The following is a 15798-nucleotide window of genomic DNA, read 5'->3' as shown; positions in this document are numbered from 1 at the left end:
CCGATTTTATATTTCATCATAGAGCAGGTTAAAATAATCTAAGCCTCGAATAGAGCGGAAAGTCCCTCTAAACTCTCTGAAATGCTGGCCTTTTCCGGTATTTCTTGTTGTAAAAAGGCTTGGATTCGCGCGTACTTCCGAATGGCTTCGTCCAACAGAGGGTCGGAACCTGCGGAATACGCACCGACGTTGATCAAGTCCCGGCTTCTTTCGTAACGCGAATAAAGTTGCTTTAATTTGCGAGCAGCAGCTTGATGTTGTGGCGTCGTAATACCGTGCATTGCTCGGCTGATTGATTGTTCGATGTCAATCGCAGGATAGTGTCCGCTTTCTGCCAATGTCCGATTAAGTACAATATGCCCGTCGAGAATAGCGCGTGCCGAGTCAGCGATGGGGTCTTGTTGATCATCACCCTCGGTTAGTACGGTATAGAAGGCAGTGATTGATCCACCACCAAGTTTTCCATTACCAGCGCGTTCAACCAAGATAGGAAGTTTTGCAAATACGGAAGGTGGGTAACCTTTGGTAGCCGGTGGCTCACCGATGGCTAAGGCAATTTCACGTTGTGCCATTGCATAACGTGTTAATGAGTCCATGATAAGTAAGACGTTTTTTCCTTGATCTCGGAAATACTCTGCAATTGTTGTTGCGTAGGCGGCACCTTGTAGTCGCATGAGTGGAGGCGCATCGGCTGGAGCTGCCACCACGACCGATCTCGCAAGTCCCTCTTCCCCTAAAATCTCTTCGATAAATTCTTTGACCTCACGTCCCCGTTCACCGATCAGGCCGACAACGATGACATCTGCTGTGGTGTAGCGCGCCATCATGCCAAGTAGCACACTCTTACCTACGCCAGAACCAGCAAATAGGCCGAGGCGCTGTCCGCGACCGACGGTCAGCATGCTATTGATTGCTCGGACACCGACGTCAAGCTGTTCCTTGATAGGGGCGCGTGCGAGGGGGTTGTAGATACGTGCACCAAGTGGTGCTGTCGCTCTGCAATGAATAGGGCCAATACTATCTAATGCTCGGCCATTGGCGTCGAGTACACGTCCTAGCAATTCTTCGCCGACTGGTAAGTGTTTGGTGCGATCGCTATTACGCCGTTGTGGTTGTGTTGGGTCGTGAATTTGCGGAGCATTCACTGGAAAAACCGGAGCCCCTGGAATCACACCTTCTAGATCACTTTGCGGCATCAAAAATAGACGGTCACCATCAAAGCCAACAACTTCAGCTTCAATCTTGATTCCACTTTGTAGTTCGATCAGACACGCGCTGCCGACAGGGAGTTTGATGCCAACCGCTTCCATCACCAACCCCGTCACCTTTACGATACGGCCAGAAACGTTTTCCACTTGTCCTTGTTGAACTTTTTTCAAGCTCGACTGAAGTTGGGTCTTCCAAGTGTTGGGGGAGGTAAGGGTGTTCATACAAGTTCCGCAGTATGAGTTACACCAATCAGATTTTCCGTAAGGCGATTCCAACGTGTTTCATACGTTGCGTCGATCACGTTTTGTCCCGTCTCGATTCGGCACCCACCTCGAGTCATTTGATGATCTGGAAAGAGACGCCAGCCGTCTTTTTCCAATGTGGCGCTGGCAAGCTCTTTAACTAAATCAAGGTCTTCAGGATGTAGAAAAATTTGAGCAGGTTGCTGTATCGATGGTAATAGGGCGATCGCTTCTTGAACGATTGTCGTGATGGATTCTGGAGCTAGTTCAAAATGTTTTTTCGTCATACTACTTGCCAAGCTGATTGCTAATTGAAGCAGCTCATCGCCGACGACTTCATGGGCTAGATTCAATTGACCTTGGAATTGCTGAGCTAAGCCTTCGATATGAGAAATTAATGTGCGAGCTTGCTCCTGCATCTCCGCGTATCCAGCTTGCTGTCCTTCGTTGAAGCCAGCTTGGTAGGCTTCTTTATAGCCTTCAGCGTAGGCTTCGTTGCGCGCTTGCTCTTTTATGGCATTGATTTCGGCTTGGGCTATTCGAGAAACTTCATTTTGTTTTTCCACTTGTGAAGCACGAGCGTCGCCAAACGAGGTAAGTTCCCATCGTTGATACGCCGTTTGCTGTCCTTTGGGAAGAACACTAGACATAGGCATCCTCACCTTTAGCACCAAGCATGATCTGACCTTCGTCCGCTAAACGACGAACAATCATTAGAATCTGTTTTTGCTGTGCTTCAACTTCAGACAAACGAACGGGTCCTTTTGACTCGAGGTCTTCTCGCATCATTTCCGCAGCACGTTGTGACATGTTTTTGAATATCTTTTCGCGCATATCCGCATTCGCACCTTTGAGGGCAATAATCAGAGAATCAGACTGCACTTCGCGTAACAATAATTGAATTCCGCGGTCGTCAATTTCGAGAATATTATCGAAGACGAACATTTCATCCATGATTTTTTCAGCCATGTCGCCATCGTATTTGCGCAGGTTTTCCATGATGGAAGCTTCGTTCTCGCCGCTCATGAAGTTCAAGATTTCCGCTGCAGCACGAACACCACCAATCGATTTTTTCTTCAGGCTCTCATTACCTGTCAATAGTTTCGTCAATACGTCATTGAGCTCACGTAGTGCAGTCGGCTGGATACCGTCAAGCGTAGCAATACGCAGCACAGCATCATTTCGCAAGCGCTCACTAAAATGATTCAAAATCTCGCTCGCTTGATCACTTTCTAGGTGAACTAAAATGGTGGCAATAATTTGTGGATGCTCATTTTTGATTAACTCTGCCACTGAGGCTGAGTCCATCCACTTCAAACTCTCGATCCCACTCGCATCTTTGCCACCTAAAATACGATTCAGCAATGACGAAGCTTTATCGTCACCAAGTGCTTTGGTGAGCACATTCCGAATGTATTCATCGGAGTCTAAGCCCACCGATGAACTTAAATCGGCATGCGACTTGAACTCTTCTAATACTTTGGCAATCGTTTCATGTGGAATCGCGCCGATCGTTGCCATCGCTGCACCGATTTTCTGAACTTCACGTGGCCCAAGATGCTTCATGACTTCTGCTGCTGCATCTTCGCCGAGCGCCAACATTAAAGTGGCTGCTTTTTGTATGCCGTCTTCACTCATTGCTCACCCATGTTTTAATCACGTTTGCGACGATTTTTGGATCACTGGCAGCGAGTTGCTTGGCCATATCCATATTGATTTCGTAAGACGATAGTTGCTTACGTCCTTGAGCATCGACAGTACCTTCTAACTCGACGATCGCTCCATCTTCATCATCTGCCTCCTTCTGCGATTTTTCAAGTGCATTCTGTTCTTTTTCTTTCTCTTTTTCTTCCTCAGTTTTTTCTTGATCTTTACCTGTGATCTTATTCAATGTTGGTTTCAAGTAGTTCTTGAAAATATAGAACATAGCTAGAATACCAATTAAATATTTACCGAATTCTTTTGCTGTCTGAATGACATCAGCTTGCTTCCAAAGTGGAATGTCTTCGCTAACAACTTTCTCAGGCGCTGCGAATGGTGTATTCACTACGTTAAGCGTATCTCCACGCTCTTTACTAAATCCCATGGCCTCTCGGGCGAGATCCGTAATTTGGTTTTTCTCAACATCTGTGAGTGGTCTTGTGGTGACTTTTCCGTTTTTGTCGGTCTCTGATTTATAGTTGACAACAACTGCAACAGAGAGACGCTTGAGTCCGCCCATTCCTTGCTGCGTATACTTGATGGTTTTGTCGACCTCATAATTGATAGTGGCATCTTTCTGAGTAAGTGCGGGTGCAGACGCAGCGCTCGCTGCGGCGCCATTTGCTGCTGTAGCAGGTGTCGTGATCGGTGCGGTAGCTGGAGCAGGTGGTTGATTGCTTAATGCACCTGGCACACCAGAAGCAGTATTCGATTTTCCATATGATTCACTGGTTTGCTGACTGCGAATGCTGGATGCCTCTGGTGGTGTGTTTGGACGATAAATTTCGGCGGCCTGCTCGGTCCGTGAGAAATCAATATCTGCACTCGCTTCGGCGCGTACATTTTGCGCTCCGACGATTGGAGAAATAATCGATTCAATTTTCTTGACCACGCCCATTTGGTATTCTTGTACATACTTTAATTGGGTCGGATCGAGATTTGGATTGGCATTTTGCTTGCTCGGGTCAGATAGTAAGTTGCCGTTTTGATCAACAATCGTAACGTTTTTCGCCGAAAGCTCTGGAATGCTGCTCGCAACTAAATGAATAATGGCACTTACTTGTTGTTGATCTAACACTCGACTAGGATATAGATTAAGTAAAACCGATGCAGTCGGTTTTTGCTGTTCGCGAACGAACACAGATGCTTTTGGAATAGCTAAATGGACACGTGCAGTTTGCACGGCAGAGACTGCTTGAATCGAACGTGCGAGTTCACCCTCTAATGCACGTTGGAAATTGACTTGCTCTAAAAACTGAGAGATACCTAGCTTTTGATTTTCCATCAATTCGAAGCCGACATTTCCACCTTTAGGAAGCCCTTGCGATGCGAGTTTCAAGCGAGCATCGTGTACTTGGTTCGCAGGTACTAGAATGGCGCTGCCACCATCGGAGTACTTGTAGGGAATATTCTGTTGCTGAAGCGAAGCGACAATGGCGCCACCATCTCGATCATTGAAATTCGAAAACAGTACGCGATAATCTGGTGCTTGACTCCACATCCAGATGCCAGCCATGATGGCGATCGCAATGGCGGCGCCCACTGAGAGCATAATTGTTCTCACGCCGGGCGTTTGTGGTATCCCAAAAACCATTGGTACTGGCGTAGGTTCAATTAAAGCTGCATCATTGACGGTTGCCATGATCTGCCTCGCGATTCAGTTTAGTGTTCAATAAATTCTGCATGCCATGCTCCAGACATTGGTTTTTTCCTTGATACGAATTTTGAACTGGTTTGTCGAATTCAATCGAGAGAGAAAAGCCAATTTTGTATCTCTTCTTCTGGCTAAGACCGGTGCGCAAACTGTTAAGGTATGCACATCTGGAATGAGGCGCATGATTTAGGGAGGAGCTAGTATGAACGTGGGTGGAATCGATAAAAGTCGAATTGACGCGATGGTTGCGCAGTTGAAGGCAGCAGCCGCGAAAATGGAGGCAGGAAGCGCAGCACCAACGACTTCTGTACAGCCAGCCAAAGTTGATTTCGCTGACGCTCTAAAGAATTCACTTGATGCGGTGAATGCGCAACAAAGTGCATCTCAAGAACTGGGGAAGAAATTCGCGCTTGGTGACGACAGTGTAAGTTTGTCTGACGTCATGATATCGATGCAAAAAGCCAGCATTTCATTTCAGACATCCGTTCAAGTTCGTAACAAGTTAGTTGCTGCTTATCACGACATTATGAACATGCAAATTTAGAAGTCTGTGAAGGCACTTCTTCTGTCAACTAACGATTTAATCCCTTGAAATAGCTTATCAGATGCCTGTCAAGCGTGCATTTCTCTCACGCTCTAATTTCATGATGTAGCGTTGAACTGTGGTCAGTGTGCGGTTTGATAAGTCTTTAAAAGCACAACCGACTCGGCGTGTCGTCTTACCATTTAGCAAGGTCAATTCTTGTGAATTTCGAATCTCTAATTGCGTTTCAATGACTCCAATTGTCGGTAGATCAACTTCACAGTCGTCATAGACTTTGCCTACAGTCATGTCTAACAATCGGCGATCATCTAGGAGAGCAACGCCACCGCAGCTGATATCCACCAAAGAAAATTTAGCACGCTCGAGTGTACCGTCAGTTTCAACCGGTATTAGGCAACGAATCGGTGTTGAAACTGGAGTGTTGATGCGATAGTTTTCACGCCGCTGCAAGCGGATCACTGAATTCGGTACAGGTAATTGAAGTGCAGGGCGGCCTTCAAATTGTGTTTTTTGTAATTTTGAAGACGAAAATTGAATGCTAATTTTGTCTAGTAAGCCATCAAAAAAAACCGTTGGCGACTCAATCACACGTTGATTCGCCATATTGTCAGGTGCGCTATCGACAATTAATTGATTATTGGTGTCGTCAATTGCCAACACGGAGGTGATAAAAGCTTCACCACCGTTATTAATGATCATGCTGATCAACTGTCCTTTTTCTTTGAAACCACGCAATAAAGCCAAAATTTCACGTCGAGATTCGACTTGATATGGACTCTGATTTTCTGTTCCTAAAGAGGGATAGTTGGCTTGCATAAGGCTTTGTAAGAGTTTATTTGGGTGGAACAGGTTTTGGGGTTTGTTCTGTCGTTATTCCTGTTTCAATATGGTATAGCCAAGCGAGTAGTTCTGCAACAACTCGATAGAGTGAGGGGGGAATGCTGTCGTCGAGGTCAACCTTCATTAAAAGAGAGACTAATTCTTTGGATTGGTGAATGAAAACACCGTGTTCATTGGCGCGCGCAATAATTTCTTCGGCAATTAAACCATGCCCTTTCGCTACGACCCTTGGCGCGGTATCTGTTTGATCTTGGTAGGAGAGTGCGACAGCTGATGGAATTGGCTTGGGAGTGTCGTTCATTTGCTACTCACTTTCATTGAGTGCAATTGATTTCCGCTTGCTTCGAATGCTTTGATCAGTTCCTTTGCATGTTGATGTAGTGTTTGAACTAGTTCTGGTGTTTCTACCTTGCATTGAATATCACTAGCTTTATCCTTTAGTGATATAGCGATTTGTACTTCACCAAGTGTGGGGAAATGTAAGTTGAGTGTAGTACGCCATGTTTGTCCCCTGCCAGGCTGACTCATGTCTGATTGTGGAGATTCGTCGTCAACGGATTCTATTTGCATCTGCATAGAGACGCTTTCAGTCAGCATACCTGTCCACATCAACCGACCTTGATCAAGCACATCTAATTGTTGATGTACAAGTTGTGTGAGCGCCGCATGCTTCGCCTCATGGCTATCGGTGAGTATCGTGTTTTCGATCTCTAATGACAATGTTGATTGTGGTTCTTGTTGTAGGTCTGAGAGGTCTTTCTTCCCATCCGCCCATTGGCTTACATGAGATTCATAAAAGAGGCCGCTCTGTTCGATTTGTTTGTTGAGCTGAGTTTCTATCCTCGTTGCAAGACGATTTGGGTTGGCACGTGCAGTGATGTCGTCTGCCAGTGGCGTACTCCCCAAAAGTGTGAGTTTTGAATCCGACTTATTTGATTCGCTCAACACCGCAGCCAGAATTTTCCCTGTAGGGCTCAGGTCAATGTGTGCACTGGCTTCTGTCGGAAGTCCATTCTGCTGATAAGAACGTAGAGCATCTTTAAAAACGCTATTGTTTCCGATCGCAGCGTTTCTTGCGATGAGCGAGGTCGTTGAATCTCGAGTATTTAACGTACGTTCCGTTTCAAGAGAGGCGGGGAGTGCTTTATCACCAGTGTGCACGTTACTACGTTTTTCTAAGCCAGATTTATCATCGTTACTGGCGAGTCCCGACTCCCCCTGGTGCTGTTCCTTCGGTACCGCTTCAAATACGGCTGTTGTTTGCTTTCCATCGATTGAAAAGGTTAGCCTTGGATTTGTTTGCAACAGTGTGAGGTTTAACTTGTCGCCGACTTTAGCTTGGGGCATCTGGAGCGCAAGCCTTAGTGGAATGTTGCCGACATTCGCAACTACTGTGCCGTCGCCAAGTTTGGCGATGATCTCGGCAGGAAAAGGTGTTCCAGGTGGGAATCGATTGAGCTGGGCAATTACATCTTGCTTGATGGCCTCGATACTTCGAAGTGCCGCGGGTCCGACGATGCCCGCAGCTTGATTCAGATTAATATTAAGTCTTGGAAAAATGTCTGACATAGCTGTCAGCCAATTTGGTTTGCACCATAGCTCTGCGATAGTTTTCGGCTTGTATTGGTGCTTTGCATGAGCTTCGATAATTGCTGCATCCATGGTTCAGTTAAATCACGGATGGCACGGTCATCAGCGAGGATCTGCTTGATAATGCTGATCTTCCGTTCTCGCAGTTCTTTGGGAAGATCTCCATTGCTTTCGTGATTACGCAAGGTACTCACTTCAAGACTGCAATCTTGTTCTAATTTTTCAAGCAGGTCCCAGTCGCTGCTTCGCGCAGCTTCTAACATATTCGATGTGATTGCCGAGACCTTCTCGTAGACCTCTAATAACTCAATGCTATTCATCGTGATTAAGCCTCAAAAAAATTTGGACGACGTGGTGCTAATGGATCTTGTTGTGGAATTGGGCGTTCCACATTTGCAGGTTTACTATCAGGGCTAATGGCTTCCCATGCTGATTTGAGATCCCGCAAGAGTCCTTGGACTTCGTGCAGACCTTCAACCTCGTTCTTTAAATTTGCTTGCAACAATCGACTATTCATATACTCATACAAAGCATCGAGGCTTACCGCAATCTCTCCTCCCGCTTTTTTATCGAGGCTGGCGCGTAAGCCATTTTCGATGATGGCGATCGCCTTAGAAATAGAGTGACCTTTTGCTGCGAAGTCACCATTTTTTAAGTGCTGCGCAGCGTTACTCAGTGCGACAATCGCACCGTCATACAGCATAACAATCAGTTTATGTGGGCTTGCAGCAATAACACCAGTTTCGATGCCAACTTTAGCGTAAGCATTTGCACCATGTGATTGAGGAGATCCGAACATAATTTGTTCCTTTGAAATACAGCTATTGCTGAGCTATAAAAATTATTTGTTGCTACTACTATTGAGTGCACTTAATTGCTGCGTCAAAAACGAACTGGTATTGTTTAAATTGCTCACGATTCTGTCTAGTGCAGTAAATTGCGCCCGATATCTAGCTTCCGTGTCGAATAGCCGACTATTCAAAATATCGCGCTGCTTAGTAATGTTCTTAATGTTTTGGCTGATGCCATTACTGCTGCTTTGAATGGTGCCGCTTGATCCAACAAATCCACTTAGCAAAGTGTTTAGTTTGGTGGCGTAGCCAATTGAATAATTGACTGTGCCACGATCACCGATAGAACCACCTGTGACTAATAGCTTTAATCCATCAGCATCCGTTCCCGTGGTTGCAGTAAGAAGCTGTCCACTACCAGATGCACCTACGCCATTAATTGTGCCTGCAACGTCTAAAGCAGTGCTGCCCGAAGATACCGTACCTGTCAGCGCAGCAAAACTAGTGCCGCTTGAATCTGCAAGTGTAACTTTAGATTTTGAGCCGTAAGCGTCGGATTCAATGCTCAGAACGCCACCTGTGGTATTCGTCTTTACTGTAATGCCGGCAGCGCTAAATGCACTCGTACTATTAATTGCTGATTGAACAAGTGTTGCCAATGCAGAGGCGGAATAGTCTCCTGCTGTTAAGCTGACATCGGCAGTTATTGTATCTACTGTTACGGTTAGCTTTGTATTCGCTGCGATGGTGGTGGTCGTTGGAAGAGTGAGATCTCCGGTTAGCTTGGATTTGGTAGCGATCTGTGAGATGTTTAAGGCGTATGCACCGGCTTTGGTCGAAGAACTTGAACCCGATAACGAAATGAGGCTATCGCTACTCGATCCCAGTGAGGCGAATAGCCCACCGACGTCAGTGAATTTTGTAGACAGCGCGGTTGAGAGTTTCCCCGAATCGACCGCCAATGATCCGTCTTTTTGAAATGTAATGCCGATTTGAGCGAGAGACGTGACACCGCCACCGAGTCCATTTACTGCCGTACTCAATGTACGTCTTATTTGATCTTGTACACTCTGCGTGGTGGAATCTCCAAGCAAGAGACCTGCTTTCTTTGTGCTCGCGTCATATGCCGTTAGATTTTTGATCGTTGTGTTGAGATCGTTATACGCTTTGACAAAATTTGTAATGCTAGTTTGCACGGCTGTTGTGTTGGCAGAAACCGAGATCGATGCAGATCCAACTTTTGATACGTTCAGGGATACCCCTTGTATCGCGCCATTGACAGTATTTGATGCACTTGAAATGCTAATGCCATTCACAGTTAGGCTGGCGTTTTGCGCGGTAGAAACTTCGGTAAAATTTTGCACACCGGCAGGGTCGTAGCTCAACAGTGATGTGACTGCTGCGTCTTCGCCAGATGATGTGATCTTCAAGCTTGAAGAAGCGCCTGTTTTACTGGAGTTCAGAACGAGATGATAGGGAGTTGCACTACCATCACCGACGATTGATGCTGTCACGCCAACACTCGCGGCGTTAATGGCATCGCGTATCCCTTGTAAAGTGTTGTTGCTGCTGTTGATCTTGACGGTTCCTACAGTTTGCGATGCATCTTGATCAAAACTTGAGCCGCCTGGATAAACGCCGTTGACTGCAGTTCCTGTAATCTTCCCAAATTGGAAGGAAATGGTTGTCTCTGTCCCTGTTCCGATGGCCGCACTAGAGCTCACTTGACCTGTACTGGAAATTGTTTGAGCTTGTGCCAGTTTTGTGACAGCAATGCTATATGTGCCGTTAGACGCCGAGCTATTTGCTGTGGCAAAGGCAACGCTGGAGTCGCTTGTTGTTGCGTTGAGTGTTTGAAAAGTTGAGGCATTACTGAGAGAGGAAAGCGAACTCTGGAATGATCCGACAGCGCCATTGAGGGTGCCATAAGCAGAAAGCTTAGCTTGAAAGCTCGCCTCTTTCTTTGCTAAAGCCGTTAATGGTTGGCTCTCGACCTGCATCAACTTCGTTATTAACGTGTTGACATCAAGATTTGATCCTAAGCCTGTTGATTGAATTCCCACCTGAATCCCCTTAAGTTTGGTAGTACTTTACTGTATTAACGGCAGAGGCAAATCAGACTTTAGAAGGGATTTTACCGGTTAGTTTCTGGAATTCATCTTTTTACGTATTTAAATACATTATGCCGTTTGCTTAATCAATAGGCCTTGAAGTTTGTCCAAGGACTTGGCAATTTCAAGTGCTTCTTCCGTTGGAATCTGACGCAATACTTGTTTTGTTTGTTGATCAACGACCTTCACCACTACACCGCTGGTATCACCATCTACACTAAATTCTAGATTTTGCGAAGCGGACTGAATCGTTTTGTTGATCGCCTCAACCGCTTGATTCACTTGTTCGCGTGTATAGGTTTTTTGACCAGCCTCGGCTTGGTTCACGGGATTGCTAATTTGAGTCGCTACCGTATTTTGAACTTGTGGTGCGGGGGCACTTGTGGCACGTTCTGAGAACTGAACTCCAGACGAGCTAGAGTTGAGAGCTTGGATACTCATGATAATCTCCTTTAAGCAAAATTCCCCTGATCAATAAATTGACCAGGGGACCACTCATTTATCAATGAAGATTGATTAGATTCTCATCGATTAACCACGGAGGAGTGCGAGCACACCTTGTGGTAACGCGTTCGCCTGAGCCAAGATCGCTGTACCTGCTTGTTGCAAGACCTGACCACGTGTCAACGTCGCTGTTTCTTGCGCGAAGTCTGCGTCACGGATACGGCTACGAGAAGCTGTTAAGTTCTCAGAAGTCGTATTCAAGCTGCTGACTGCAGATGCGAAACGGTTTTGGTAAGCACCGAGAGACGCACGAGAAGCATTGACGTTGGCCAAGGCTGCATCGATAGTCGTCAAAGCTGATGTGGCACCGGTCGCTGTAGTCAAATCAACGGAGGAGACACCTGCACCAACGGTTGCCGTTGCTGAAGTTGAACCCGCTGTTAAACCACTTGCATTCGCACCTTTACCGCTGACTGTTGTGGTTCCTACCGCGAAACCAGTTGCTGTAAGGGAAGCTGTACCTTTAGTTTTTACCGTGAAACCCGCATTATTTGCGCCAGTCAAGATAATACCGGTGTTGTCACCGCTCGCGGTTACGCCAGTCTGCGCTGTCTTTGCATTAATAGCAGCGATGATGCTCGCAGCATTTGTCGCCGCCGTGGTACCGGCAGTGTTAGCACCGATGTCAACGCCGTTAATATTGATGTCACCAGCAGCTATTGTAGTGTTTGTGTCGGTAGTCGCTGCACCAGTTTTAGTACCTGTGCCGCCGTTTGCTAACACGATGCCAGCAGAGCTTGTGGATGCTAAAGAAATGGTACCTACTGTCGTTGCTTGACCAGCAGCTGCACCTGTGAAGCCAGCAACTGTCAAACCAGTGACGTTGTCCGCAGAACCTGCATTACCAGATTTGGTAATATTAATGTTGCGACCGTCAGTAGCAGTCAGTGCAACCGCGCCAGTAGTTGAGTCAAATGTCGCTGTTACGCCAGTTTGACTTGTTTTAGCATTAACAGCAGCAGCAACTTGGGCTCCGCGTTCTGCGACGCCGCCAGCAGCAGCCAATGCACCAATATCGACACCGTTGATCTTGATATCGCCTGCTGCGATTGCAGTACCTGATGTAGTGACAGTTGTACCAGCTACTGTAGTTGCTTGTGCTGTTGCTGTTACACCTGTTTGGCTGCTCGCGGCATTGATTGCAGCTGCTTTCGCAATCGCGCTGCCACTTGACGCAGCGTAGGAAACGCCATCTGAAGAGCTTGCGCCGATGTTATAGCCGTTGATGACCAAGTCGCCACTTGTCAATGAACCGATACCATTCGTGCCGCCAGCGATTGAAGTGCTGTAGCTTGAGCTGGAGCCAACGCCGAGCGCAGAAGATTTCGCACTTGCGATTGAAGCGATCGAAATTTGGTCGTTCGAAGTAGAGTTTGCACCCACTTGGAAAGATTGGGATGTAAAGCTACCGTCGAGAAGCTTAACACCGTTGAAGTTAGAGGAGCTTGCAACACGATTGATCTCGTCGATCAACTGAGAAGCTTCGTTATTTAACGCAGCGCGGTCACTTGCGCTGTTTGAACCGTTGGCTGCTTGCACAGCCAAGTCACGGATGCGTTGCAAGTTTGCACCAATCTGAGTTAAATCACCCTCAGCTGTTTGCGCAAGTGAGATACCATCGTTGGCATTACGAACCGCTTGATTCAAACCACCGATTTGTGAAGACAGACGTTCGGAAATCGCTAAACCCGCTGCATCGTCTTTTGCGCTATTAATACGCAAACCTGAAGACAAGCGTTGCAAAGAGGTGTTTAACGCTGATTGTGATGTTGTGAGATTGCGTTGTGCATTGAGGGACGCAATATTTGTATTGATAAATGAAGCCATTTTATTTCTCCTTACCCAAGTTATGTAAATCGGCTGCGAGCCTTAAACTTTGGTCTGTACTTCCAAGAATATTGGACCGCCGTTGCAATCAGGTATCGGACGTCTTTTGGAAAAGTTTAAGGAGTTGCCTAAAGTAAATTTTTTATTTTTGCTATAAACTTTTTTTTGAGATTCCGTTAAACGGCAGCATTTCAAAATACTTGAGGGTCTTTTTATGCCTATTTTCAGTTTTGAATTCATTAGATTTTGTTAATATTTGACTAAATTGTGTGATTAATTCTGCTGTTCCGTAGTAAAAAATGGGAGCAAAAATGGAGTTTGAGAAGCCTGTGGCGACAGCAATGCCAAGAAAAGATGTCTTGAATGATCAGGATATTGCTCTTTTACTTACCAAAGCGAAGCAGCAGATTGATCAAAATGAATTTGAGGCCGCAATCACATTCCTTAATCAAGTTCTCAACGTACAACCAGATCAACCACTAGCGAAATTTATGTTAGGGGATATCTTGACTAAAGTCGGAGCGACTCAAGATGCGCTGCCATGTCTCGAGAACGCAATTCAATTGGCTCCACAAAGTATTATTTACTGGCATTCATATATTCGACTGATACAAACTTTTAATGATTCATCGGCTTCAAGGGAAGCCATCGAAATTGCACGCCAACAGTTCAATGATGAATTAATCTTCCCTAATGCAAGCGAGTCGCTTGAACTTCTATATCGCGAAGGGCGATACCTTGATCTAGATAGGCTAGCGTCGCATTTAATTAGTATCAAGCTTGAAGACGGTGTGTCATGGAGATTCCTGGGCATTTCATTGTTTGATCAAGGGCGGTATATAGAAAGTCAATATGCGATGGAAATTGCAGTACAACTCCTACCGAAAGATGCAATTGCTCATTTCAATTTAGCCTCTCTATTAAGTAAGCAAAACTCTCTAGGAGAAGCTGAAAAACACTTTCGCCAAGCAATTAGGCTTAATCCCCAATTGGTTGCTGCATATAATAACCTCGGCAATTGCCTTCGAAAGCAGGGGAAATTGGATGAGGCTGAGTCTTATTTGCGGATGATGATCCGTTTTGATAAAGACTTTTACATAGCGCGGGTCAACTTAGTCGGGATTCTTAAGGAAAAGGGCGAGCTCGAAAAAGCGTTAGTCGAGGCAAAGAAAGCCTTAAAAGCAGCGCCTAGTTCCCCAGATGTTTGCAACGCCCTTGGATCAATTTTGCACAAACTCGGTAAAAATGAAGAGTCATTGACCCAATTGCGTCGAGCAATCGAACTTAATCCGAAGTTTGCAGATGCGTACAATAATATTGGAAGCGTCTACTTTAGAGAAAAGAAGTACGATCAGGCGAAACCCTATTTTCTGAAAGCTATCGAACTCGATCCGCAACTTGGGGGTGCATTGCGGTGCCTTGGACAGATTAGTCAAACATTAGATTTTGATCTTACTAGTGCAGAGAGATATTTTCGGATGGCTTTGGCAGTAAACCAGAGAGACAGTGAGGCGCATACAAGTCTCCTCTTTATGTTGACCGAATCAGCTGCGATTAGTCCGGAAGAACTTTTCTCGCAACATCGGTCGTTTGGCAAAATTCACGAATCAGCTCTCAAACAAACTTGGGAAACAGACGGGCGCTCAAAAAATGCGCAACGCGTTTTGAACGTTGGATTTGTTTCTGGAGATTTCAATAACCATGCTGTTGCTTCTTTTGTTGGACCCATATTAAAAAATTTGTCTGCGAATTCCAGTTTTAAATTGCATGCTTATTACAACGGAGATACCTTTGACAAGGTCACCGAAAAGCTTAAGCAGTTCTTTTTTTCATGGGCAGTTATCAAACATCGCAATGACCACGATGTATATGAACTGATTAGAAAAGACAGTATTGATATCCTCGTCGACCTCTCCGGGCATACTTCAAATAATCGACTTACGCTTTTCGCAATGAAGCCAGCACCAATTGCGGTGTCATGGATTGGTTATCCAGGGACGACGGGCTTGGGTGCAATGGACTATTTTATCAGTGAAAGTTCTTTAACCCCAATTCAAGAACAATCTCGATATTTTACAGAAAAGCTTTGTAATTTGCCCAGTTCTGCACCGTTCGAGCCGTTTGAATTAGCGCCGGAAATCTCTCCTTTGCCAAGTTTGGAAAAGGATTGGTTTACGTTTGGTACTTTCAATCGTATCAGCAAAATCAATGAGGAAACTATTGCCATTTGGTGTAGGCTGATGCACGAAGTTCCTGCTTCCAAATTGTTTTTAGGGTCCATTCCAACGGGATTCGAGCAGCTGGAAGAATTTATCCAGCGATTTGAACGTCGTGGAATCGACCGAGGCCGACTAATTGTGTTTTATCGTTCAAGTATGCCTGTTTATCTTGAACAATATAAGCAAATTGATTTGTGTATTGATGCTTTCCCATACAACGGCGCTACCACTACTTTGCACGGATTATGGATGGGAGTGCCAACATTGAGTATCGAAGGTAATCAACTGGTATCGCGTAATGGTTATTGTCTGATGACGCATGCAGGTTTGCAGGAGATGGTTGCAAAGGACGAAAAAACTTTTATTGAATTAGGTGTGTTTTGGTCCAAGAATCGCAACGCTTTGGCAGATATAAGGAAAAATCTGAGAAGTCGCTGCTTAGCGTCACCTAAATTTCAACCAGATCGTATAGCAAACTATCTGGCAAGTGCTTTAAAACAAATGTGGTTAAATTGGTGTTCTGGTATGCCATTAGACGCATTTGAGATCCCAGAAAATTAATTGCC

General features: G+C 45.6%; 14 protein-coding genes. 2 read left to right on the top strand and 12 right to left on the bottom strand.

Translation table 11 applies throughout. The annotated features are described in order from the left end of the window. Nucleotides 1–38: 38 nt before the first annotated feature. From fliI to fliF, 4 genes are read right to left on the bottom strand one after another with little or no spacing between them, the layout of a single operon-like run. The gene (fliI, locus tag H8K36_RS02875; RefSeq protein WP_186915171.1) at nucleotides 39–1430 is read right to left on the bottom strand and encodes a flagellar protein export ATPase FliI; all 1392 of its coding nucleotides are present in this window, start codon (nucleotides 1428–1430) and stop codon (nucleotides 39–41) included. Beyond that, nucleotides 1427–2101 (bottom strand): flagellar assembly protein FliH, encoded by a 675-nt coding sequence (locus H8K36_RS02870; protein ID WP_186915172.1) that lies wholly within the window; start codon nucleotides 2099–2101, stop codon nucleotides 1427–1429. The genes fliI and H8K36_RS02870 overlap by 4 nt, the downstream gene beginning before the upstream one ends. After that, nucleotides 2094–3089: a flagellar motor switch protein FliG gene (gene fliG, locus H8K36_RS02865; RefSeq protein ID WP_186915173.1), complete on the bottom strand. Its 996-nt coding sequence runs from the start codon at nucleotides 3087–3089 to the stop codon at nucleotides 2094–2096. The genes H8K36_RS02870 and fliG overlap by 8 nt, the downstream gene beginning before the upstream one ends. Then, nucleotides 3082–4794 carry a flagellar basal-body MS-ring/collar protein FliF gene (gene fliF / locus H8K36_RS02860; RefSeq protein ID WP_186915174.1) on the bottom strand — a complete coding sequence of 571 codons (1713 nt, stop codon included), beginning with the start codon at nucleotides 4792–4794 and terminating at the stop codon, nucleotides 3082–3084. Before fliF ends, fliG begins: the two co-directional genes overlap by 8 nt. 214 nt (nucleotides 4795–5008) lie before the next feature. On the opposite strand from fliF, the gene fliE reads away from it, so the two are divergent. Then, the gene (gene fliE / locus H8K36_RS02855) at nucleotides 5009–5350 is read left to right on the top strand and encodes a flagellar hook-basal body complex protein FliE (RefSeq protein WP_186915175.1); all 342 of its coding nucleotides are present in this window, start codon (nucleotides 5009–5011) and stop codon (nucleotides 5348–5350) included. Nucleotides 5351–5407: 57 nt separating this feature from the next. Here the strand turns inward: fliE and H8K36_RS02850 are convergent, their stop codons facing one another. The 8 genes from H8K36_RS02850 to H8K36_RS19570 form a co-directional block, all read right to left on the bottom strand. Continuing rightward, nucleotides 5408–6166 (bottom strand): flagellar brake protein, encoded by a 759-nt coding sequence (locus tag H8K36_RS02850; protein ID WP_186915176.1) that lies wholly within the window; start codon nucleotides 6164–6166, stop codon nucleotides 5408–5410. Nucleotides 6167–6182: 16 nt separating this feature from the next. Continuing rightward, nucleotides 6183–6491 (bottom strand): EscU/YscU/HrcU family type III secretion system export apparatus switch protein, encoded by a 309-nt coding sequence (locus H8K36_RS02845; protein WP_186915177.1) that lies wholly within the window; start codon nucleotides 6489–6491, stop codon nucleotides 6183–6185. Continuing rightward, complete coding sequence (fliK, locus tag H8K36_RS02840; RefSeq protein ID WP_186915178.1) at nucleotides 6488–7759, bottom strand: flagellar hook-length control protein FliK; 1272 nt, start codon at nucleotides 7757–7759, stop codon at nucleotides 6488–6490. Before fliK ends, H8K36_RS02845 begins: the two co-directional genes overlap by 4 nt. A 5-nt stretch (nucleotides 7760–7764) precedes the next feature. Next, on the bottom strand, nucleotides 7765–8100 hold the full coding sequence (locus H8K36_RS02835) for a flagellar protein FliT (protein WP_186915179.1): 336 nt from the start codon (nucleotides 8098–8100) through the stop codon (nucleotides 7765–7767). Nucleotides 8101–8105: 5 nt separating this feature from the next. Continuing rightward, on the bottom strand, nucleotides 8106–8579 hold the full coding sequence (gene fliS / locus H8K36_RS02830) for a flagellar export chaperone FliS (protein ID WP_186915180.1): 474 nt from the start codon (nucleotides 8577–8579) through the stop codon (nucleotides 8106–8108). Between the two features lie 42 nt (nucleotides 8580–8621). Beyond that, nucleotides 8622–10634: a flagellar filament capping protein FliD gene (gene fliD, locus H8K36_RS19575; RefSeq protein WP_186915181.1), complete on the bottom strand. Its 2013-nt coding sequence runs from the start codon at nucleotides 10632–10634 to the stop codon at nucleotides 8622–8624. 117 nt (nucleotides 10635–10751) lie between these two features. Continuing rightward, nucleotides 10752–11123 (bottom strand): flagellar protein FlaG, encoded by a 372-nt coding sequence (locus H8K36_RS02820; RefSeq protein ID WP_186915182.1) that lies wholly within the window; start codon nucleotides 11121–11123, stop codon nucleotides 10752–10754. 90 nt (nucleotides 11124–11213) lie between these two features. Next, complete coding sequence (locus H8K36_RS19570; RefSeq protein WP_186915183.1) at nucleotides 11214–13013, bottom strand: flagellin N-terminal helical domain-containing protein; 1800 nt, start codon at nucleotides 13011–13013, stop codon at nucleotides 11214–11216. Nucleotides 13014–13312: 299 nt separating this feature from the next. On the opposite strand from H8K36_RS19570, the gene H8K36_RS02810 reads away from it, so the two are divergent. Then, complete coding sequence (locus tag H8K36_RS02810; protein ID WP_186915184.1) at nucleotides 13313–15793, top strand: tetratricopeptide repeat protein; 2481 nt, start codon at nucleotides 13313–13315, stop codon at nucleotides 15791–15793. Nucleotides 15794–15798 lie beyond the last annotated feature (5 nt).

This window comes from Affinundibacterium nitidum, assembly GCF_014284155.1.
In the GTDB taxonomy this organism is placed as follows: domain Bacteria; phylum Pseudomonadota; class Gammaproteobacteria; order Burkholderiales; family Burkholderiaceae_D; genus Undibacterium; species Undibacterium nitidum.
The sequence above is the reverse complement of the archived record's forward strand: the minus strand, read 5'-3'. Positions and strand labels throughout refer to the sequence as shown.

Coding starts and splice junctions, on each gene's coding strand:
- fliI (WP_186915171.1), bottom strand. CDS start 1,430: ATGAACACCCTTACCTCCCCCAACACTTGGAAGACCCAACTTCAGTCG.
- H8K36_RS02870 (WP_186915172.1), bottom strand. CDS start 2,101: ATGTCTAGTGTTCTTCCCAAAGGACAGCAAACGGCGTATCAACGATGG.
- fliG (WP_186915173.1), bottom strand. CDS start 3,089: ATGAGTGAAGACGGCATACAAAAAGCAGCCACTTTAATGTTGGCGCTC.
- fliF (WP_186915174.1), bottom strand. CDS start 4,794: ATGGCAACCGTCAATGATGCAGCTTTAATTGAACCTACGCCAGTACCA.
- fliE (WP_186915175.1), top strand. CDS start 5,009: ATGAACGTGGGTGGAATCGATAAAAGTCGAATTGACGCGATGGTTGCG.
- H8K36_RS02850 (WP_186915176.1), bottom strand. CDS start 6,166: ATGCAAGCCAACTATCCCTCTTTAGGAACAGAAAATCAGAGTCCATAT.
- H8K36_RS02845 (WP_186915177.1), bottom strand. CDS start 6,491: ATGAACGACACTCCCAAGCCAATTCCATCAGCTGTCGCACTCTCCTAC.
- fliK (WP_186915178.1), bottom strand. CDS start 7,759: ATGTCAGACATTTTTCCAAGACTTAATATTAATCTGAATCAAGCTGCG.
- H8K36_RS02835 (WP_186915179.1), bottom strand. CDS start 8,100: ATGAATAGCATTGAGTTATTAGAGGTCTACGAGAAGGTCTCGGCAATC.
- fliS (WP_186915180.1), bottom strand. CDS start 8,579: ATGTTCGGATCTCCTCAATCACATGGTGCAAATGCTTACGCTAAAGTT.
- H8K36_RS02820 (WP_186915182.1), bottom strand. CDS start 11,123: ATGAGTATCCAAGCTCTCAACTCTAGCTCGTCTGGAGTTCAGTTCTCA.
- H8K36_RS19570 (WP_186915183.1), bottom strand. CDS start 13,013: ATGGCTTCATTTATCAATACAAATATTGCGTCCCTCAATGCACAACGC.
- H8K36_RS02810 (WP_186915184.1), top strand. CDS start 13,313: ATGGGAGCAAAAATGGAGTTTGAGAAGCCTGTGGCGACAGCAATGCCA.